General features: G+C 34.3%; 19 protein-coding genes. 13 read left to right on the top strand and 6 right to left on the bottom strand.

Features of this window, described 5'->3' with window-relative positions; all coding sequences use genetic code 11:
- Positions 1-148: 148 nt before the first annotated feature.
- The 3 genes from tyrS (at position 149) to CD155_RS01920 (ending at position 3512) form a co-directional block, all read left to right on the top strand.
- Positions 149-1411, top strand: coding sequence for a tyrosine--tRNA ligase (gene tyrS / locus CD155_RS01910; protein ID WP_070830849.1), 1263 nt, complete (start codon positions 149-151; stop codon positions 1409-1411).
- 81 nt (positions 1412-1492) lie between these two features.
- Positions 1493-1957, top strand: a complete 465-nt coding sequence (locus CD155_RS01915) for a MarR family winged helix-turn-helix transcriptional regulator (protein WP_103212361.1) — start codon at positions 1493-1495, stop codon at positions 1955-1957.
- 136 nt (positions 1958-2093) lie between these two features.
- A complete protein-coding gene (locus CD155_RS01920; RefSeq protein ID WP_103212362.1) occupies positions 2094-3512 on the top strand; it encodes a DHA2 family efflux MFS transporter permease subunit in 1419 nt (472 codons plus the stop codon).
- A 155-nt stretch (positions 3513-3667) separates the two neighbouring features.
- Here the strand turns inward: CD155_RS01920 and CD155_RS01925 are convergent, their stop codons facing one another.
- The gene (locus tag CD155_RS01925) at positions 3668-4918 is read right to left on the bottom strand and encodes a S1C family serine protease (RefSeq protein ID WP_002443408.1); all 1251 of its coding nucleotides are present in this window, start codon (positions 4916-4918) and stop codon (positions 3668-3670) included.
- Between the two features lie 215 nt (positions 4919-5133).
- Between CD155_RS01925 and CD155_RS01930 the strand changes: the two genes are divergently transcribed.
- From CD155_RS01930 to CD155_RS01940, 3 genes are all read left to right on the top strand, one after another.
- On the top strand, positions 5134-5751 hold the full coding sequence (locus CD155_RS01930) for a lysophospholipid acyltransferase family protein (RefSeq protein WP_103212363.1): 618 nt from the start codon (positions 5134-5136) through the stop codon (positions 5749-5751).
- Positions 5752-6148: 397 nt separating this feature from the next.
- Complete coding sequence (nagE, locus tag CD155_RS01935; RefSeq protein ID WP_103212364.1) at positions 6149-7624, top strand: N-acetylglucosamine-specific PTS transporter subunit IIBC; 1476 nt, start codon at positions 6149-6151, stop codon at positions 7622-7624.
- A 127-nt stretch (positions 7625-7751) separates the two neighbouring features.
- Positions 7752-8879 carry an HAD family hydrolase gene (locus CD155_RS01940; protein ID WP_103212365.1) on the top strand — a complete coding sequence of 376 codons (1128 nt, stop codon included), beginning with the start codon at positions 7752-7754 and terminating at the stop codon, positions 8877-8879.
- A gap of 54 nt (positions 8880-8933) precedes the next feature.
- Here the strand turns inward: CD155_RS01940 and serA are convergent, their stop codons facing one another.
- From serA to CD155_RS01955, 3 genes are all read right to left on the bottom strand, one after another.
- On the bottom strand, positions 8934-10529 hold the full coding sequence (gene serA, locus CD155_RS01945; protein ID WP_103212366.1) for a phosphoglycerate dehydrogenase: 1596 nt from the start codon (positions 10527-10529) through the stop codon (positions 8934-8936).
- Positions 10519-11682, bottom strand: a complete 1164-nt coding sequence (locus CD155_RS01950; protein WP_103212367.1) for a pyridoxal-phosphate-dependent aminotransferase family protein — start codon at positions 11680-11682, stop codon at positions 10519-10521. Before CD155_RS01950 ends, serA begins: the two co-directional genes overlap by 11 nt.
- Before the next feature lie 127 nt (positions 11683-11809).
- Positions 11810-12250 (bottom strand): OsmC family protein, encoded by a 441-nt coding sequence (locus CD155_RS01955; RefSeq protein WP_103212368.1) that lies wholly within the window; start codon positions 12248-12250, stop codon positions 11810-11812.
- 77 nt (positions 12251-12327) lie between these two features.
- Here CD155_RS01955 and CD155_RS01960 point away from each other — a divergent pair, with 77 nt between their 5' ends.
- Positions 12328-13074, top strand: a complete 747-nt coding sequence (locus tag CD155_RS01960) for a glycerophosphodiester phosphodiesterase (RefSeq protein WP_103212369.1) — start codon at positions 12328-12330, stop codon at positions 13072-13074.
- Between the two features lie 279 nt (positions 13075-13353).
- Here the strand turns inward: CD155_RS01960 and rpsD are convergent, their stop codons facing one another.
- Complete coding sequence (gene rpsD, locus CD155_RS01965; RefSeq protein WP_002443392.1) at positions 13354-13956, bottom strand: 30S ribosomal protein S4; 603 nt, start codon at positions 13954-13956, stop codon at positions 13354-13356.
- Positions 13957-14176: 220 nt separating this feature from the next.
- Complete coding sequence (gene msrC / locus CD155_RS01975) at positions 14177-14644, bottom strand: free L-methionine (R)-S-oxide reductase MsrC (RefSeq protein WP_103212377.1); 468 nt, start codon at positions 14642-14644, stop codon at positions 14177-14179.
- 136 nt (positions 14645-14780) lie between these two features.
- Here msrC and ezrA point away from each other — a divergent pair, with 136 nt between their 5' ends.
- From ezrA to CD155_RS02005, 6 genes are all read left to right on the top strand, one after another.
- Positions 14781-16475, top strand: a complete 1695-nt coding sequence (gene ezrA, locus CD155_RS01980; RefSeq protein ID WP_103212370.1) for a septation ring formation regulator EzrA — start codon at positions 14781-14783, stop codon at positions 16473-16475.
- Between the two features lie 185 nt (positions 16476-16660).
- The gene (locus CD155_RS01985; protein WP_172605817.1) at positions 16661-17800 is read left to right on the top strand and encodes a cysteine desulfurase family protein; all 1140 of its coding nucleotides are present in this window, start codon (positions 16661-16663) and stop codon (positions 17798-17800) included.
- Positions 17800-19023, top strand: a complete 1224-nt coding sequence (thiI, locus tag CD155_RS01990; protein WP_103212372.1) for a tRNA uracil 4-sulfurtransferase ThiI — start codon at positions 17800-17802, stop codon at positions 19021-19023. Before CD155_RS01985 ends, thiI begins: the two co-directional genes overlap by 1 nt.
- A gap of 57 nt (positions 19024-19080) precedes the next feature.
- A complete protein-coding gene (locus CD155_RS01995) occupies positions 19081-19857 on the top strand; it encodes a sulfite exporter TauE/SafE family protein (protein WP_070830885.1) in 777 nt (258 codons plus the stop codon).
- 199 nt (positions 19858-20056) lie between these two features.
- Entirely contained in the window at positions 20057-20551 is a 495-nt protein-coding gene (gene tpx, locus CD155_RS02000; protein ID WP_002443381.1) for a thiol peroxidase, read from the top strand.
- A 127-nt stretch (positions 20552-20678) separates the two neighbouring features.
- The gene (locus tag CD155_RS02005; RefSeq protein ID WP_044466754.1) at positions 20679-21626 is read left to right on the top strand and encodes a class I SAM-dependent methyltransferase; all 948 of its coding nucleotides are present in this window, start codon (positions 20679-20681) and stop codon (positions 21624-21626) included.
- Positions 21627-21708: the final 82 nt, after the last annotated feature.

Genomic DNA, 21708 nt, shown 5'->3' on the forward strand with positions numbered 1-21708 from the left:
ATGAATTTTTTTTAGGCATTTTAACTATTCCAATAACTATGCTTTGGAAAATGAAATCTCTATACCACAATGATACAAAGGTACCTGTGAATGAATGACTTTTCAAAACAGACATGATATAGAACAATGATTAAGGAGGATGTAAGTAATGACGAACGCATTAATTGATGATTTAAAGTGGAGAGGCTTAATTTATCAACAAACAGATGAACAAGGCATTGAAGATTTATTAAATAAAGAACAAGTGACATTGTATTGTGGTGCTGATCCTACAGCGGATAGTTTACACATTGGGCATTTATTACCATTCTTAACGTTGAGACGTTTCCAAGAACACGGTCACCGTCCTATCGTACTTATCGGTGGGGGAACTGGAATGATTGGGGATCCATCAGGTAAATCTGAAGAACGTGTACTTCAAACTGAAGAACAAGTAGAAGCAAATGTTCAAGGATTATCTAAACAAATGCATCGTTTATTTGAATTTGGGACTGATAAAGGTGCAGTTTTAGTTAATAACAAAGATTGGTTAGGCCAAATTTCATTAATTAGCTTCTTACGAGATTATGGTAAACATGTTGGAGTCAATTACATGTTAGGAAAGGACTCTATTCAAACACGTTTAGAACATGGAATCTCTTATACTGAATTCACATATACGATTTTACAAGCGATTGATTTCGGTCATTTAAATCGTGAATTAAACTGTAAAATCCAAGTTGGCGGTTCAGATCAATGGGGTAATATCACTAGTGGTATTGAGTTAATGCGCCGTATGTATGGTCAAACTGAAGCATTTGGTTTAACAATTCCATTAGTCACTAAATCAGATGGTAAGAAATTCGGTAAATCAGAATCAGGTGCAGTTTGGTTAGACCCTGAGAAAACGAGTCCATATGAATTCTATCAATTCTGGATTAATCAATCTGATGAAGATGTTATTAAGTTCTTGAAATACTTTACGTTCTTAGATAAAGAAGAGATAGATCGTTTAGAGCAATCTAAAGAGGAAGCACCTCATTTACGTGAAGCTCAGAAAGCTTTAGCTGAAAATGTAACGAAATTTATTCATGGTGAAGAAGCGTTAAATGATGCGATTCGAATTTCTAAAGCTTTATTTAGCGGTGATTTAAAATCATTATCTGGTAAAGAATTAAAAGAAGGATTTAAAGATGTACCACAAGTTACATTATCTTCTGAAACAACAAATATTATTGAAGCGTTAATCGAAACAGGTATTGCTTCTTCTAAACGTCAAGCACGCGAAGATGTGAATAACGGTGCGATTTATATCAATGGTGAACGTCAACAGTCAGTTGATTATGAATTCAGCAATGAAGATAAAATAGACAATGAATTTACGATTATTCGTCGTGGTAAGAAAAAATATTTCATGGTAAATTATCAATAAGACGTATCAGTCTATTTGGAGCCTCCTAATCATCTCGTGTGGTTGGGAGGTTTATTTTCAAAAAGGTAAGGGGTGAGTTGTATGAATAAAGAACAAGCGATAATGAAAAATTTCCGTGACATATTTAACAAAATTGCGTGGTTGAATAAAGGGAAAATGGAAGAAGCGCTTAAAGGGAATAAGCCAAGTGAAGTGCATTGTATTGAAGCGATTCAAGAATTAAATGAACCTAACGTGAGACGATTGACGGAAGCGTTATTTATGACGCGTGGTGCCGTTAGTAAATTGACTAAACGACTTGAACAAAGAGGTTTAATTGAAAGTTATAAGAATCCTGATAATAAGAAAGAAGTATACTTTAGGTTGACGGAAGCGGGTACAGAAATCTATCAAATACATGAAGACCTACATAAGGAATTTCAACGTAGAGACCAAGAAGTGTTTGACAACATTACAGATGAAGAATTTAAAACAATGATGCAATTTGTAGAAAAGTATAATGCACATCTTGATCAAGAAATAAAAGATCAAGGTCTATTACATTAAATATAAGGATGCTCAAATTCTTGTGACGAAAGAAATGAGGGTATCCTTAATTTTTTACGATAATTTTGTTGACAGGGAAACAAAACGCGTGTATATTTTGTTGACGAAGAAACAATTTAGATAAAGGAGAGTCTTTATGTCAGCATCTCGTTCACAATCTAACGGCGTATCTAAAGAAGTAATGACCGCAGCGTGGGCCATTGCATTAGGTGCCATCGCTCCAATGTTAGATTCAACTATGATAAATATCGCAATTAAGCAACTTAATCATACATTTAATAGTTCCCTAGACGTTGTTCAGTGGGGAATTACCGGTTACGTTTTAGCACTTGCCATTGCTGTACCATTTTCTGGTTGGTTGATGAATCAATTTAATGGTAAGAAAGTGTTTATATTAGCAATGATTGCTTTTGGCTTTACGTCGATACTCGCTGGTGTGAGCTGGGATATCACCGTATTTAATATTTTTAGAATTTTACAAGGTTTTAGTGCAGGGATTATCACCACTCTCATGTTTACCTTACTTGTAAAGACTGCAGGTCAAGACCATATAGGTAAGGTTATGGCTGTGGTAAGTACGCCTATGATTTTTGGTCCGATTTTAGGACCTGTACTCGGAGGATTTATTATTCATTTTGCAAACTGGCGATGGATATTTTTTATTAATATTTTTATCGTTATCATTGCAGTACCGTTGATGAATAAATACGTGCCTCAATTTAAGCCTTTTAACAAAGAGAGTAAGCTAGATGTCCTTGGCATTATATTGTTATCACTTACGAGTGTGAGCATCATATACGGCGTAACGAAAGCGTCCGATTATGGGACATTCTTTGCAATGCAACCGATGATGTATATCATCATAGGAATAGTTTTAATGATTGCATATTGCATTTATAATCGTATGAGACATTATCGTACAGTTCTACCGATCACATTATTTAAGCAGAAGAACTATGCTGCATCATCTATCGGATTATTACTTGCTAATATAGGTATTATGGGCCCAATGCTGATTATTCCATTATTCTTTCAGAACTTTAAACACTACACTGCGATTGAAGCTGCTTTAGCTTTAATACCTCAGGGTCTAGGTATGTTAATCACGCGACCTTATATCGGGAAAATGATTGACCAAATCGGAGCGAAGTATGTTGTCATCGTGAGTATTGCAATAGCCATGTTTGGAACGATTCCGTTGATGTTCGTGTCAGATCATACACATATCGTGTGGTTGTCTATCATACTCTTTATAAGAGGGTGTAGCGTTGGTGGGATCAACCTTGGTCTTACAAGCGATGCATATCAAGGACTTGATGAAAAGCAAATTGCTGAAGCAGGTGTAGGTATCAATATGATTGAAAATATTGGTTCTAGCCTAGGTACTGCAATCATCGCAACCGTAGTAGCATCCATGTTAGCATTCAATCATCCATCAATTTTTCAAAGTTTAAAAGCTTATCATGCAGGTTTCTTAGTTTCTGTGGTTGCATTATTGCTTATCGTGTTACCTGCGTTATTTCTTACACATAAAGCTAACCAAATTGAATCATAAATTCCCAAAAATAATAGCAGTAAGATGATTCCTAATTGAAATCATTTTACTGCTATATCTATATTCAATACCTTATTCAAGGCATTGTATTAGATTGTCATTTTAATGATATATCCTTATAAATAAGGTACTTTCTTTAATTTGTTAAACAAAATTTATTGTGCGAATTGGCTTTGTGATTGAGCGGATGAAGATGTGCTTTCTTGTTTTTTCAGTTTGACATCAATATCTTTAGTTTTACCATCTCTAATCACTGTTAATGTAATTGATTCACCTGGTTTTTTATTTTCATAGAGATAAGATCTTAAATCAGTGTCATCTTTCACATTCTTACCATCAATCTTCGTAATAATATCGCCTTTCTTCACTGCGTTACCGCTATCGGCTTTAGCAACATAGATGCCTGAATCTCTAGTCGTATGAAGTTCCTTACGATATGATTCTGGAATTTCACTCAAGTTAATTAATCCGATACCGATAGAAGGGCGTTCGATTTTACCGTGTTTAACAAGTTGTTCAATGGTCACTTTCACTTCGTTACTTGGAATAGCGAAGCCGATGCCTTCAACTTGTTCAGAAGCAATTTTCATTGAGTTGATTCCTACAAGATTACCGTTGATATCAACTAAAGCACCACCAGAGTTACCTGGGTTAATGGCTGCGTCTGTTTGTAGTACATTCACTTTAGTGTTACCAGCTGTCGTATTCGCATCAATCGTACGTTCACTCGCTGAAATAATGCCTGAAGTTACAGAGTTTGCAAATTCGAGTCCTAGTGGATTACCCATTGCAAAGACGCTATCTCCAGTTTGAACTTTCGACGAATTAGCAAACTTGATAGATTTGATTCCTTTAGTATCATCAATTTTTAGCACGGCGATATCCGTAAGGGCATCTTTACCAATTAATTTCGCTTTGACTTGTTTTGAGTTATGTAATTGTACTTTTATTTCTGATGCACCATCAACGACATGGTTATTCGTGACGATATAAGCAGAACCATTGCTAATTTGATAAATAACACCTGAACCGATCCCAGCTTCTTCAGGTTTTGAGGATTTACCTTTTAATAAGTCATCTAAACTTGAAGATTTCTGCATATTGATAACACCAACAATGGCAGGTGACACGTCTTTAATCATATCGTGGACAGATTTATACTTATCACTTTTCCCATCCAGTTGATTGCCACCTTTACTATTTGTTACTTCTTGTACGGATGAGCCATCTTTGTTAAGTACGGTATGATTGAGTACCTTTCCGATACCTAATACAAGTAACGCACCTATAATACCGGCGATGAGTGCGACGAGTATCGTCTTAAACCATGGAAATCGTGGTCTTCTATGACGTGGTGGTTGGGGATGATTATCATAAGACTGATAATGTTGAGTTTGATCTGACATATTTAACCTCCAAATAATATTCTCTTATATATAATTATGTATTTTTTTATTAAATTTTGCTAGTAAACCACTATCAGACTTTAGATGTATCTTAAAATATATCCATTTTTAAAAATAAAACTTTAATCGCGTATAGGATACGTTCTATTGTTCTCGATTGTGGGAAATGATAAAATTTATATGTTAAAAAACAAAATCTAGAAGCAGGTGACATAATGTACGGCATTATTAGTAAAATTTTAGACGTTATATTAGTTAAAATGGCTAAATCATTATATGTAATCGGAAAAGAAAATATCCCGAAAGATAGTAAATACGTAGTGACATGTACACATGAAAGTTATAACGAAGTGATCATGTTGGGTATGGCATTATTACCAAACCAAATTCACTATATGGCTAAAAAAGAGCTATTTAGTAATAAATGGGGTGGCAAATTCCTAAGTTCTTTAAATGCGTTCCCAGTTGATAGAGAGAATCCAGGACCAAGCACTTTGAAACGTCCAATCAACTTACTTAAAGAACATAAAACGGTTGGAATCTTCCCAACTGGTCATCGTACTTCTGTTGAAGGCGCACCATTGAAACGTGGCGCAGCTACAATTGCAATGTTAGGTAAAGCACCAATTTTACCAGCAGCGTACGTCGGACCTAAGAAAATTCATGGTTTAATTACAGGTCAAGCTATGATAAAAATTGGTGAACCTATTGATACAAGCGATATTCCAAAAGATTTAAAACGAAATGAAAAAGTAGATTATCTAACTAAAGAAATCGAAAAACGAACAGCACAATTACAAAAAGAATTAAACACGATTGCTGAACGATTATAAAGTTAAATTTTTAACCTTAAATAAGCAATGAAAAGGAACGTCAATTTAAATGTGATTGACGTTCTTAAATTTTGGCTTATAAATGAAGCGTTTTCATGGAAAAGCCATAAACTCACGAAATAGTTATAATTATTTAAAAATATAGCCTGTATAAAGTCTTATTTTATGGTAAATTAATTAAGTGAAATTAATTACTATTACATAAAGGTTTAAGATAATGCTTAATTCAGTCTGTAGAGAAATACTTTTATAGAGAAAGTGAAGACATTGATACATCGCGTTATGCAAATGCGAATACTCGATTCATAAGATTTTCTATCAGTCTGATTCATTAATTTTACTTAATAGACAAACTTATTGATTACAGTTGTTAAATCATATAAAAGGGATGAAGTTTATGTACAAATTTTTTCAAAATTTAGGTAGGTCATTAATGCTACCTGTTGCAGTATTACCTGCTGCAGCAATTATTGTAGGTATAGGACATGTGCTAAATGCATTGTCAGTACTTCCTCAAGTTGCGATGTTCTTTACAAGTGTAGGGGAAACGATTCTTGAACAACTAGGGATATTATTTGCAATTGGTGTTGCGATAGGTATGGCAAAGAAAAACGATGGTGCAGTTGCGTTAGCGGCGACTTTAGGATTTTTCATTGTTACTGTCGTATTATCACCTAAGAAACTAGCACCTTTATTACAAGTGAAAACGACAGATGTCAACAATGCTTTTGAGCAAATGACAAATGGGAATGTATTTGTAGGGATTTTAATTGGTCTTATTGCAGCCTATTGCTATAACAAGTTTAGTGAAACAGAATTACCAGTGGCATTGTCATTCTTTAGTGGTAAACGTTTAGTGCCAATTATGACAGCATTTTTCTGTACATTCTTAGCGATTATTTTACTCTTCGTTTGGCCGCCCGTATTTAATGCGATTGTTACTTTTGGTAAATGGATTGTAGGAATGGGACCATTTGGAGCGTTACTCTATGGTTTCTTCAATCGTCTATTAATTCCAACAGGTTTACATCATGCTTTAAATAACGTTTTCTGGTTTGACACTGCAGGTATCAATGACATTGGTAAATTCCAAAGTGGTAAAGATGCAGTGAAAGGGGTTACTGGTCGATATCAAGCTGGTTTCTTCCCAGTTATGATGTTTGGTATTCCTGCAGCTGCACTTGCGATGTATCATACTGCGAAATCTAGTCAGAAGAAACAGGTGTATGCTTGGTTCTTAGCAAGCTCTATTTCAGCATTCTTTGTCGGAGTCACTGAACCGATTGAATTTGCTTTCATGTTCGTTGCACCGGTTCTCTTTGTGATTCACGCTGCATTGACAGGTTTATCGCTATTTATAGCAGCTATTTTCCACTGGACAGCAGGTTTCTCATTTAGTGCTGGTTTAATCGACTTTGTCTTGTCACTTGTTAATCCAGTTTCTAATAAACCGTGGATGTTACTTATACAAGGCGTCGTTTTCTTCGTGTTATACTACGTGATATTTAGAGTGGTCATTCAAGTATTTAACTTGAATACAATTGGGCGAGGGGATAATGAACTTGCAGATCCAACGGCTAATGCTACTGCTGAAAATGGTTCTGCTAATCGTTCAGAATCCAAAGGAAAATATTATCATACTGCTTCACAAATTTTAGAAGGTCTCGGCGGTAGTGAAAATATTTCAAGTTTAACAAACTGTGCAACTCGACTCAGAATGGAGTTAAATGATAATTCTATTATCGATGAACAAAAAATTAAAAACGCGGGTGCTGTAGGTGTTACTAAAAATGGTAAACATTCAACACAAGTAATCATAGGTACACATGTACAACAAGTTGCAGACGAAATCGAAAAGCAAATGCATGTGTGACATTTATAGTGACCTGATTTAAATCATTTGAAAATTAAAAGGGCGAATCCGCAAGGGGTTTGCCCTTTTATCACTAAACATGTAATATAAGTTGTATCAGAATTTTCTGAAAGGCAAGGTGTGAATAATGAAGTCCATTTTATTTGATGTTGATGGTGTGTTTTTAAGTGAGGAACGTTGTTTCGATGTTTCAGCAATTACAGTGGAAGAGTTATTAACGAATTATGGCACATTTCTAGGATGTGGAGAATACATAGATTTTGAAAATGACTTAGACGATGCTAAGATTCAGGAGATTCGTTCCCGCGTCTTCCAAAATGATAAAATATTAAACCAATTGAAATCTCTAGGATTAAATTCAAACTGGGATATGTTGTTTATTGTGTTTAGTATCCATCTCATTGATATTGCTAAACAATTAAAGAAACCACTTAGACGTGAGTTTCTAAGTTCAACTGCTTTTGATGAAAAAACCTTATTCGATATGAATAAACAATTAATATATACGGATATCGATTATGAAAGACCTTTAAAAGTTATTGATTCTTTTAGAAATGGAAAAGATGCCATTTACGAAGATTTAGAAGCATATGCAAAAGAGGAATTAAAAATTAAAGATACAGCTTTATTCAGATTGAAAAGTAATTTATGGCAACTGGCTAAAGATACATATCAAGAATGGTACTTGGGGAAAGAATTATTTAATAAGGTTGAAGAAGGATATGCATTAAATGATTTCAAGAAGGGCTTCATTTATGAAGAGGTGATTCTTAAACCTAAAGAAGAAATTCAACTTTTGTTACAACACTTAAAAGAGGCAGGATATCACTTAGCAATTGCTACAGGACGTCCACGAACAGAGACGATTATTCCATTCGAGTCGCTAGGATTGAAAACATACTTTGATGATAAACATATTGTTACAGCTAGTGAAGTTTTAGATGCTGAAGAGGACTATCCGGAATATCAACCATTAGGTAAACCTAATCCGTTTAGTTACATTGCTACTTTAAAAGGCAATGATAGAGATAAATATAAAGAATATGTAACGCATCAAGAAAATATTGTGAATAAAGATGAAGTATTTATCGTAGGGGATTCGCTTGCAGATTTATTAAGTGCTAAAAAGATCGGTGCCACATTTATTGGTACGCTCACAGGTCTAAAAGGAGATAAGGCACAGCCAGAGCTTGAAGCGTACGGCGCAGATTATATCGTTGAAGACGTAACGAAAATAAGAAATATTTTATTATAGATAACTAAAGGCTACAAAACGTTGATAATGCGTTCGGTAGCCTTTGTTTTTATATTAAATTGTTAATTTTGTACTAATAATTTTATTAAATCCGCCTGATTCTTCTAAAATTTTAATAACTTCATCAGTGGCTTGTTGATCAATAGACAGAATCATGAGTGCCTCTCCACCTTCATCATTTCGACCAAGTGTCATAGAAGCAATATTAATGCCATGATTACCGAGTAGATTACCAGTATGACCTACAATTCCAGGTTTGTCCTTATGACATGTCACAATTTGATATTGATTTGGTTTGAAATCAAGTGAGAAGTTGTTAATACGAACGATTCTTGGACCGAAACCGGCTAACACTGTAGCACCGATTTTAATTTGGTCTTTGTCGTTTTTTAATTCAAGTTCAATATAGCTACTGAAGTCAGAGTGTTTTTTCTGTTTTTCAATATTATAAGTCACACCTTGTTGGTTGAGTAATGCGAGCGCATTGATAATATTGACTTGATTACCTAAATCTTCTTTAAGCACACTTGAAACAATTGTTCTTGTGATTAAGCTTGTATCGCTTGTTGTTAAATCTCCAGCGTAAGTAATTTTAATTTCACTTGGCGCACCTTCTAACAGTTGAATACCAAATTCACCAATTGTTGTGCTTAATTCAACATAAGCTTGTATTGCTTCATCAACATGACTTAAGTCCATTTTCGGGGCGTTGACAGCGTGTTCAACGGTTCCTTTTGTTAATATGTCTACAATTTCTTCTGAGACTGATACTGCTACTTTTTCTTGGGCCTCAACAGTTGATGCGCCTAAATGTGGAGTGACAATGATTTTATCGTGTTCAATTAATGGTGAATCAGTAGGAGGTTCATGTTCAAATACATCGATTGCAGCTCTGTCTATCAAACCATTATTTAATGCATTAACCAGTGCCTCTTCATCGATAATGCCACCTCGAGCTACATTGATAATTTGTAAATTAGGTTTTGCTTTTTTGAAAAATGCCTCACCAATAATCCCACGTGTTTTAGGTGTGAGTGGTGTATGCACAGTAACGAAATCTGCATTTTCAGCAATTTCATCTACAGTTGCACTTTGAATATCTAATGATTTAGCTTTATCTTCGGTCAAATAAGGGTCAAATGCTAAAATCTTCATACCGAAACTTTGAGCGCGTTTTGCAACACCTAAACCGATACGTCCAGCACCAATGACACCTAATGTCTTACCATAAAGTTCTATACCACGAAAAGCTTTACGATTCCATTCTTTATTACGAAGTGATTGATGCGCTTGAGGAATATTACGTGCCATTGCTAATATCATCGCAATAGAATGTTCAGTGGCTGAAATGGTATTTCCGTCAGGTGCATTAATGACCAAGATACCCTTTAAAGTGGCAGCATCAATATCAATATTGTCTACACCAACACCTGCACGAGCAATGACTTTAAGTTGAGATGCTGCTTGGATGACTTTCTCTGTCACCTGAGTTTGACTACGTACAATTAATCCTTCGTAACTACCAATTTGATTGACTAATTCTTCTTCGGATAAATCTGTTTGAATAGTCACTTCAAATTCATCATGATCAAGTAAACTTTTTAAACCTTCTTCTGAGATAGGATCTGAAACTAAAATTTTATGACGCATTTTTGATAACCTCCATAAATTGAGCAATACCTTTACCAATATAATTTTCTTTTCTAAATTCTGTTAAAAGAATTTCCAATGCTGAAACAACTGAGAGGATATCAAAAGGGGAGACCTTTCCCATATGGCCAATACGTAAAATGTGACCTTTTAGATGACCTTGACCACCCGCAATTGTAATATTAAAACGAGATTTGAGCTGATCTTTAATATAACTTAGTTCTTCCTTATTATTAGGCACAAAGGATGTCACAGTAGGAGAGGCGTATGAATCATCCTTCACGAGTAACTCTAATTCTAGTGATGTTAGGGCAGTGCGTAATGCATCACGAATCGTATAATGACGTTGAATGACGTGATTAAATCCTTCATGTTTGACTAATTCAACGTATGCATTCACACCTCTAAATAAAGCAACATTAGGTGTAAACGGCGTAGAATTTTGTTCTTGAGAATTAAGATATTTATTTAAATCGAGATAGAATCTTGGTGTAGTGACTTCAGCAAAACGTTCTTTAGCTCTATCGCTATAAGCAACAAACGCAAGCCCTGGAGGTAGCATAATTGCTTTTTGGCTACCTGATACGAGGACATCGATTTTATCCTTTGTTAAATCGACTTCAACTGCACCAATACAACTTACGCCATCGACTACAAAATATAATGAATCGTCATATTTTTTAAGTGCATGTCCTAAATCGTGAACAGGGTGCAAAACGCCTGTAGATGTCTCACAAAATTGTGTGAATACCGCTGAAACCTTAACATCTAATTCCTTTAAGTAGTTGATAAATTCATCAACTTTAACAGCTTCTCCCCAAGTGACATCATAAATATGTACATTTTTAAAGTGTGATTCAGCAATTTGTTTAAATCTGTTACCAAATGCGCCAGATACGATGATGACAATGTGATCTACAGGATTAGCAATGTTAAGCATGCTTGCTTCTAAAACACTTGTACCACTTGAAGTTAAGATGAGCACTTCATTTTTAGTTCCGAAAATAGGTTTGAGTCCTTTGAATGCCTCATCGGCTATGTCTTCAAAGTCTTTAGAGCGGTGGCCGACCATTGGTAATTGAATTGCACTCATAATTGAGTCGGGTACTGGCGTTGGACCTGGAGTTAATAATAAGGGTTGATAATACTGCATAAAACATTCCTCCCACTGTGTAAGATTTTTCTATTTTAGCAAATATTCTGAATATTTTAAAGTCTAATAAAGAGCTATCACTATTGTAAAACGTTTACATTTTTAAATATGTAATAGCTCTTACGATTTATAATATTGTAGGTTCGATATCAACTTCTACATTATTTCTTATAGAATTAGAAATCATACAGTTACGATCTGCAATCTCTAAAAGTTTAGATAATCTTTTTTCAAAGTTCTCTTTATTAGCTTCATTCACATGTATTTCTGGATAATGAGTAATACATTCCATTTGGAATTTTCCATTTTCAAAGGAAGCTGTACCAATGGATTGCTGGTGAATTTGAATATCGGTATAACCAGATCTTTCTAAAGTAGCAGCAAGTGAAATGATATAGCATGACGATGCAGCTGATACTAACATTTCGTCTGGATTTGTTCCGATTCCTTTACCTCCTAAAGAAGAGGGGATTGAAATTTGTGATTCGATGATATCGCCTTTCACAGTTCCTACTTTGTCACGCCCACCTTGCCATTTTGTTTCTACTTTGAAATCGTGCTTGACCATATAGATTGACCTCCTGTGAGAATGTGGTAATTTAAGTTTAGAGTAATTTAAAAAAGATTAAAAGAAAGGTGACTTTCATGAAAATCACACGTCCAAAACAATCTTTTCAAATTGTAGCGCATAGAGGTTTGCCTGAAGATTATCCTGAAAATACACTGATCGCCTATAAACATGCGCTGATGTTTCATATTGATATGTTAGAAATTGATGTACATTATACTAAAGATAAACAACTTGTTGTAATTCATGACGATACGATAGACCGAACTTCGAATGGTAAGGGGAAAGTCATAGATTATACTTTAGATGAATTGAGAGAATTTGATTTCGGAGCGTATAGAGGGGATAAGTTCAAAGGTGAACGTATTCCAACACTTGATGAAGTGTTAGACTTGGTTGATCATTTTTCGAAAACATTACTTCTAGAAATTAAAAAACCATCTCAATATCCTGGGATTGAAGAAATGATAGTTAAGAAGTTAAAAGAACGTGGCATGCCTAAGCATAAGGTGATTCTTCAATCGTTTGACTTTGATTGTGTAAAAAAATTAGCTGAGATGAATTTAGAGTTTGAGTTAGGTGTGTTATTGAGTAAGAAACAATATTGGTATAAGTTGCCTAACTTTAAAGAAATTGCAAAAGTCGCAGATTATGCGAATCCTAATTATGCATTAGTGACAAAACGTTTTATGAAACATGCGCATGAGGAAATGTTGAAGGTGTTACCTTATACGGTTAATGAGTCTAAAGCGGTTAAGAAATTAATCGATGTTGAGGTGGATGGTGTGATTTCAGATATTCCAGAAGATATCTTTAAACTATAAGAAGAAGGAACCAGTGGCATATTTGCCAATAATTTTATAACTGGCTGAAGAAAGGAACGCCTAAGCTGAAGCTTATGCATAAATGCCACTAACCTCAATCGTTGAAAGGTATACATGAGCTGACGCTCATGCACTAAGAGCCAGTAATTACATAACTGGCGTAAGAAAGGAACGCCTAAGCTAAAGCTTATGCATAAATGCCACTAACCTCAATCGTTGAGGAAGTGGCATTAAAAAGCCCCGATTCCAAAATGGAACCGGGGTAAAATTTGTAATCGGTTATCTTGAGTAGTACTCAACGATTAATTGTTCATTGATTTCAGCTGGTAACTCGCTACGTTCTGGGAAGCGAACGAAAGTACCTTTTAAGCTGTCAGCATCGAAGTCTAAATATTCTGGTACGTAGTTGTTGATTTCAACTGATTCTTTAATGATATTTAAGTTTTGTGATTTTTCACGAACTGTAATCACTTGACCAGGTTTTAATGAGTAAGATGGGATATCAACGCGACCGCCATCTACTTCAATGTGACCATGGTTAACTAATTGACGTGCTTGACGACGTGTACGTGCTAAACCTAATGAGTAAACTACTGCGTCTAAACGACTAGCAAGTAAAATCATGAAGTTTTCACCGTGTACACCGTATTGCTTACCAGCAATGTCAAATGTGTTACGGAATTGTCTTTCAGTCATTCCATATAAGTAACGTAATTTTTGTTTTTCACGTAATTGTAAACCATATTCTGATAATTTTTTACGTTGGTTAGGACCGTGTTGTCCTGGAGCGTAAGGGCGTTTTTCTAATTCTTTACCAGTACCGCTTAAAGAGATACCTAAACGACGAGATTTTTTCCAGTTTGAACCTCTGAATCGAGCCATGTAAGACTCCTCCTTTTTCTTTTTTGTTGTTATGAATAAACAAAAAAGAGTGTTATATGCTTATCGAGATATATTGTTTTATGTGTCTTCACCTTATAGCGTCAGTTACGTGACACGTCCACATCGGGAACAACATAGAGCTTGATAATATATAACTGCTATTTTCGTTAATTCACACAAAGTTCATTGTATCAGTTTATTCAAAAGTGTCAATACTTTTTTACGATTGGCTTAACTGTTTTTCAAGAATATGAACAATTTGTTCCAAACCATCTTGATCTTCTTGAGAAAATCTATCTTTAATTGGTGCATCGATATCTAAAACACCAATCACTTCATTATTAATACGTACCGGAACGACAATTTCTGATTGACTATTTGCATCACATGCAATGTGTCCTGGAAATTGATGAACATCACTCACACGTTGTGTTGTATTTTCAGAAACTGCAGTGCCACATACGCCTTTACCAATTGCAATATGTACACACGCCGGATGACCTTGAAATGGTCCTAAGATTAATTCATTTCCTTCTATTAAATAGAAACCAACCCAGTTGACTTGATCAAGTGCATCATTAAGTAGGGCAGAGGTGTTACTAAGTATCGCAATTAAATTTGTTTCTCCTTCAATTAAGCTTGATAACTGCTTTGTTACCATTGAATAATTTGTTTCTTTCACGTTCATTGTTACCGCACCTCTCCATAAGAATTTTTTAATAGTATAAAGTTTTGAAAATAATCTAGCAATTAATTCATTTTCTGATTTAATGAAAAGAGAAATTACGTTATAATAAGAGATGATAAAATAGGAGGAGAAGTATATGGTGTTATTTATCATATTAGCAATACTCGTAATTATATTAATTGCTATAGGCATATTGTTCTATATGCGCTCGAATAAGAGAAATTCAGTTGGAAAAGTTGAAGAGCGCAAAAATGAAATTGAAAAGCTACCTTTTGATGACAATCTTAGAAAATTGCATGATTTAAACTTGAAAGGTGAAACAAAGACTAAGTATGATGCGATGAAAAAAGACAACACAGAAAATACAAATAAATACTTAGCTCCCGTTGAAGAAAAAATTCAAAATGCAGAAGAACTTTTAGACAAGTTTAAATTTTCTGCAGCACAAACTGAAATTGATGATGCAAATGAACTCATGGATCAATATGAGAATAATTATAATCATCAAGTAACTCAGGTTGATGAAATCTTAACTTTACATAAGGATAATGAAGGTTTATATGAGAAATGTAAGGTAGATCATCGTGAAATGAAACGTGATGTATTGGCTAACCGTCATCAATTCGGAGAAGCTGCTCAACCATTGGAAAAGGAAATCGAAAAATTCGAGCCTAAACTTAATGAGTATGAAACATTAAAATCCGAAGGTAACTACGTCCAAGCACACAATCATATCGCGGCGTTACATGATGAAATTGAAAACCTAAAAGGTTATATGGAAGAAATTCCAGAACTTATTCGTGAAACGCAAAAAGAATTACCTGGTCAATTCCAAGACTTGAAATATGGTTGTAGAGACTTAAAAGTTGAAGGTTATGATTTAGATCACGTCAAAGTAGACGGAACTGTACAAAGCCTTAAGACAGAATTAAGTTTCGTAGAACCTATGATTAGTCGCTTAGAATTAGATCAAGCGAATGACAAACTTGAAAGTATTAACGACAAGTTAGACGAAATGTACGACCTTATCGAACATGAAGTTAAAGCTAAAAATGAAGTCGAAGAAACTAAAGATGTGATTACTGACGACTTATTTAAAGCGAAAGATATGAATTACACGCTTCAAACAGAAATCGAATATGTGCGTGAAAATTACTACATTAATGAATCAGATGCACAAAGTGTTCGTCAGTTTGAAAATGAAATTCAAAACTTAATTTCAGTATATGATGACATTTTAAAAGAAATGTCTAAATCAGCTGTTCGATACAGTGAAGTTCAAGATAATTTACAATATCTTGAAGACCACGTTTCAGTCATTAATGAAAAGCAAGATAAGCTTCAAAATCACCTTATTCAGTTACGTGAAGATGAAGCGGAAGCAGAAGACAACTTATTAAGAGTTCAATCTAAAAAAGAAGAAGTATACAGACGTTTATTAGCTTCAAATCTAACGAGTGTACCTGAACGTTTCATTATTATGAAGAATGAAATCGATAATGAAGTACGTGAAGTGAATAATCAATTTAGCGAACGTCCAATTCATGTGAAACAATTGAAAGATAAAGTTGCTAAAATTGTTATTCAAATGAATACATTTGAAGATGAAGCAAATGATGTATTAATCAATGCAGTATACGCTGAGAAATTAATTCAATACGGTAATAGATATCGTAAAGATCATCATAGTGTTGATAAGAGTCTTAATGAAGCGGAACGTTTATTCAAAAATAATCGTTACAAACGCTCAATTGAAATTTCAGAAGAGGCACTTGAAAGTGTAGAACCTGGAATTACTAAACATATTGAAGAACAAGTCATTAAAGAATAATCATCACTCATTAGAGGGTAAGACAGTGAAATCCTTCCTTGGAAGAAAAGATTTCAGTCTTACTCTCTTTTATTTTTGCGAGAAAATAGTATAATGCTTGAGTATCCAAATTTTAAAAAGAATGATTTGTGCGTGTAAAATCATTTTCAAATAAATGAATTTAATGTGAAAGAGAAGTGTTATCAGTGATTTATTTAGACAATGCAGCCACAACTAAAGCTGATGAAAGTGTTGTGGATTCATTTGTAAAAGTGAACCAAACATTATACTTCAATCCGAATAGTCCACATCAAGCAGGATTACAAGCAGAGAAATTATTAGTACAAGCTAAAGAAGAAATTAGTCGTACTTTAGATTTAGTGCATCAATATGAAATCATATTTACGAGTGGTGCTACAGAATCTAACAATATGGCGCTTAAAGGCATTGCATATAGAAAAAAAGAAACAGCAAACGAAATTATCACTTCAGTGCTTGAGCATCCATCAGTACTTGAAGTAATGAGATATTTAGAAGAGAAGCAGGGATTTAAACTCAAATATATCAATGTAAAAGAAGATGGCACAATTGATATTGATCATTTGAAATCTTTAATGAGTGACAAAGTTGGCCTTGTGACTTGTATGTATGTGAATAATGTCATGGGACAAATACAACCGATTCAAGACATTGCTGACATTTTAAAAGATTATCCACGTGCGCATTTTCATGTGGATGGCGTGCAAGCATTAGGTAAAATCCCAATGAACTTCAACGGTATTGATAGTTTGAGTTTAAGTGGACATAAATTCAATGGTTTAAAAGGTCAAGGTTTACTCTTAATTAAAAATATACAAAATATTGAACCAGTCATTCATGGCGGCGGACAAGAGTATGGTTTAAGAAGTGGTACGGTCAATCTACCGATGGCGATTTCTATGGTTAAGGCGATTAAACAAGCTGTTCAGGGGACAGAAGAGACAAATCGTAAGCTGAAATTGTTCAATCAAGCTATTGTGACGTTTTTAAAAGATTTTAAAGGTGTTTATATCAATTCTCCTGAAAATGGAGCGCCACATATTATCAATATTGGCTTTCCAGGCGTTAAAGGTGAAGTACTTGTGAATGCATTTTCAAAACATGGTGTAATGGTTTCAACAACGAGTGCATGTTCATCTAAACGAGGTAAGCTAAATGAAGTGTTATTAGCGATGGGTCTTTCTGATTCAAGAATAGAAGGCAGCATCAGAATTTCATTAGGTGCTCAAACAAGTGAAGCGGATATACAGGCGTTCAAAGATATTTTTAAAATGGTATATGAAGAAGTGAAGGAGTTGTTAAAGTAATGCATTACGATCATTTGCTCGTAAGATATGGTGAGTTGACGTTAAAAGGAACGAACCGTAAAAAGTTTGTTAATCAGTTAAAAGACAATGTTAAACGCGCGTTAATCCCGTTAGATGGCTATCACGTCAAAGGGAAACGTGACCGCATGTATGTAGAATTAGATGAAAATGCCGATATGAATGAAATTATTCGACGTTTATCCAAAGTTTACGGTATTAAGTCCATTAGTCCTGTAATCAAAACAGATAAAACTGAAGAAGCAATCAATGAATCAGCAGTTCAACTAGCTCAAAGTTTTGAGAAAGACACCACGTTTAAAATCGATGTTAAACGTGTTGATAAATCGTTTCCACTCGATACGTATACTTTACAGCGTGAAGTTGGGGGCAAGATATTGAGTCAAACTGAAGATTTAACAGTTAATGTGAAACGTCCTGATCATGAAATTAAAGTAGAGATACGTTTAGACGCAGTCTATATTTATGAAGAGATTATTCCTGGATCTGGAGGACTACCAGTGGGTACTGGAGGCAAAACTTTACTTATGTTAAGTGGAGGCATAGATTCTCCTGTAGCAGGTATGGAAGTCATGAAACGTGGTGTTACTATTGAAGCAATTCATTTTCACAGTCCACCGTTTACGAGCGAGAAAGCTAAAGATAAAGTCATCGAATTGACTCGTATATTGTCAGAACGTGTGGGGCCTATCAAACTACACATCGTGCCTTTCACTGAATTACAGAAACAAATCAATAAAGTTGTTCATCCACGTTATACGATGACATCGACGCGAAGAATAATGATGCGTGTGGCAGATGCTTTCGTGCATAAAATTGGCGCACATGCGATTGTAAATGGGGAGAACCTAGGTCAAGTTGCTAGTCAGACTTTAAAAAGTATGTACGCAATCAACCACGTGACTTCTACACCTGTGTTGAGACCTTTACTGACACTTGATAAAGAAGACATTATTAAAAAAGCGAAAGAGATAGGTACATTTGAAACGTCTATTCAACCTTTTGAAGATTGCTGTACAATCTTTACACCAAAGAATCCAGTAACTGAACCAGACTTTGATAAAGTCGAAAAATATGAAAGCGTCTTTGATTTTGAAGACATGATTCAAACAGCTGTGGACAATATTGAAACATTAACCATAGACCCTAATTATAAAAGTGAAAAAGAACGATCTACTGATGCATTAATTGAAGATTTATTTTAAAATAAATTTATTAAACATAGGTGAACGTTTTTGAATAACTAAGGGGAGAAATAAATCATGGATTGGCATCTTTCAGTAATTTTTATGATTATATTTTTTGGGTTTATCGCTTCATTTATAGATTCAGTCGTTGGGGGCGGAGGATTAATTTCAACACCAGCACTTCTTGCAGTTGGGTTGCCACCTTCTGTTGCGCTTGGCACAAATAAATTCGCAAGTTTTTTTAGCACGCTAACAAGTGCTTATAAATTTTTACGCTCAGGTAAAGTAGATTTAAAGGTAGTCGGGAAATTGTTTCCATTTGTATTTATTGCTTCAGGAGGTGGGGCAATCCTTGCTACTTATTTACCTGCAGAGGTTTTAAAGCCACTCATTATCGTCATTTTAACACTTGTGATTATCTATACCGTTTTAAAAAAAGACTGGGGTAGTGTGAGAACTTTTACTTCACTTACTATTGGTAAAGCAATTATCTTAGTTATATTATTTTCAATTTTAGGTTTTTATGATGGATTTTTAGGCGGAGGCACTGGATCATTCATGTTGTTCGCTTTATTAATGTTTGGTTTTGACTTTTTAAGCGCTGCTGGAAATGCTAAAGTTTTGAACTTTGCTTCAAATGGTGGAGCAATATTGCTTTTTATTATCTTAGGACAAGTCAACTACGCATATGGTCTTTTGATGGCAGTGAGTATGATTGTTGGTTCATATTTAGGAGCCCATTTTGCCTTGAAAAAGGGTGTAGGATACGTCAAAATTTTATTTATTGTAGTAACCGCAGTACTTATTATAAAAAATGTATATGATTATGTAATACAATTAATGAATCATTAGATGCTAGAACTGAAATCGAGATTTTAAATAATCTTGAAATCAGTTCTTTTTTATTGCCCACCTTTTTATTTGTATGAAAATTAGAGCTATGTGAGAAGTATTATTCAAAATTTTAAATCTTGTACTTTAAAAAATTGAATTAACAGTAAATTTTGTCGTATGATTATATTAAATACTTAGTTTATGGGAGGTCATCAATATGACTGCAGTTACATTTAAAAATAATCCTGTTACATTATTAGGACAACAAGTAAACGAAGGAGAGACTGCTCCTAATTTTACTGTATTAGACAATGGTTTGAATCAAGTTACATTAGATAACTATAAAGGGAAAAAGAAATTAATTAGTGTTGTGCCTTCTATTGATACAGGTGTTTGTGACCAACAAACGCGTAAATTTAATGAAGAAGCATCTCAAGAAGATGGGGTAGTATTAACAATTTCAGTAGATTTACCATTTGCGCAAAAGAGATGGTGTGCGTCGAATGGTTTAGACAATGTAATTACGTTGAGTGACCACAAAGATTTATCATTTGGCAAAAACTTTGGTGTAGTAATGGAAGAATTAAGACTTTTAGCACGTTCAGTTTTTGTATTAAATGAAAATAATAAAGTGGTTTATAAAGAAATTGTTAGCGAAGGAACAAACTTCCCTGATTTTGACGCAGCATTAGAGGCTTATCGCAACATTTAAGTTATATTGATATGATTGACAGTGTAAAACAAAGTGTCCATACTTATTCGAGAAGTAGAAAGAGTAAAAAAGTATATGCGCTCTTATGAATGAAGAATGGGCACTTTTTATTAGAAAGGATTTTTTTATGACTGAGAAAAATACAATTATGGAACGCTTATTCCATACGTTAGATGAAAAAGCAAAATCCTTAAACGAAGAGAACGGGCAAAGTTTCATAGAAAACTTAGGATTAGCTATGGAAGATATTTATACAAATAAAAGAGATCTTCTCGAACAGGCAACATTACAAGATAGAAGAAAAGCCTTTCAGTTTGCATATTTAAGTTTAATGCAAGAGGAAAATATCCAAGCTAATCATCAGATTACGCCAGATTCAATTGGGTTAATACTTGGCTTTTTAGTGCAACGATTTATGCAAGATAAGGAAGAAATGCATGTGGTTGATATCGCAAGTGGAGCTGGTCATTTAAGTGCATCTGTTAAAGAAGTGCTTTCTGATACGACAATTATGCACCATTTAATAGAAGTTGACCCAGTTTTATCACGTGTAAGCGTTCATTTGGCTAATTTTTTAGAAATACCATTTGATGTTTATCCTCAAGATGCAATCATGCCTTTACCTTTAGAAGAAGCTGACGTAGTGATTGGTGATTTTCCAATTGGATATTATCCAGTCGACGAAAGAAGTAAAGAAATGAAGCTTGGTTTTGAAGAGGGGCATAGCTATTCACATTATCTACTCATTGAACAAGCGATTAATGCGTTAAAAGGGGCAGGTTACGCATTCTTAGTTGTTCCAAGTGATATTTTCACAGGAGATAAAGTGAAACAGTTGGAAAAATTCATTGCAACAGAGACAGAAATGCAAGCATTTTTAAATTTACCAACGACGCTGTTTAAAAATGAAAAAGCACGTAAATCTATATTAATCCTTCAGAAAAAACAACCGCAAGAAACTAAACCAGTTGAAGTATTTTTAGCGAATATACCTGATTTTAAAAATCCTCAACAATTCCAAGGATTTATTAGAGAATTAAATCAATGGATGGTCACAAATCATACAAAAAATTAATCTGTAACAATATAGTATTCAAACTGTATTAATGATAAAATAGTGTATGTGAAAAAAATAACTAAACAAATGATGGAGGACA

Origin of the sequence: Staphylococcus caprae (assembly GCF_002902725.1) — a bacterium.
Taxonomy (GTDB): Bacteria; Bacillota; Bacilli; order Staphylococcales; family Staphylococcaceae; genus Staphylococcus; species Staphylococcus caprae.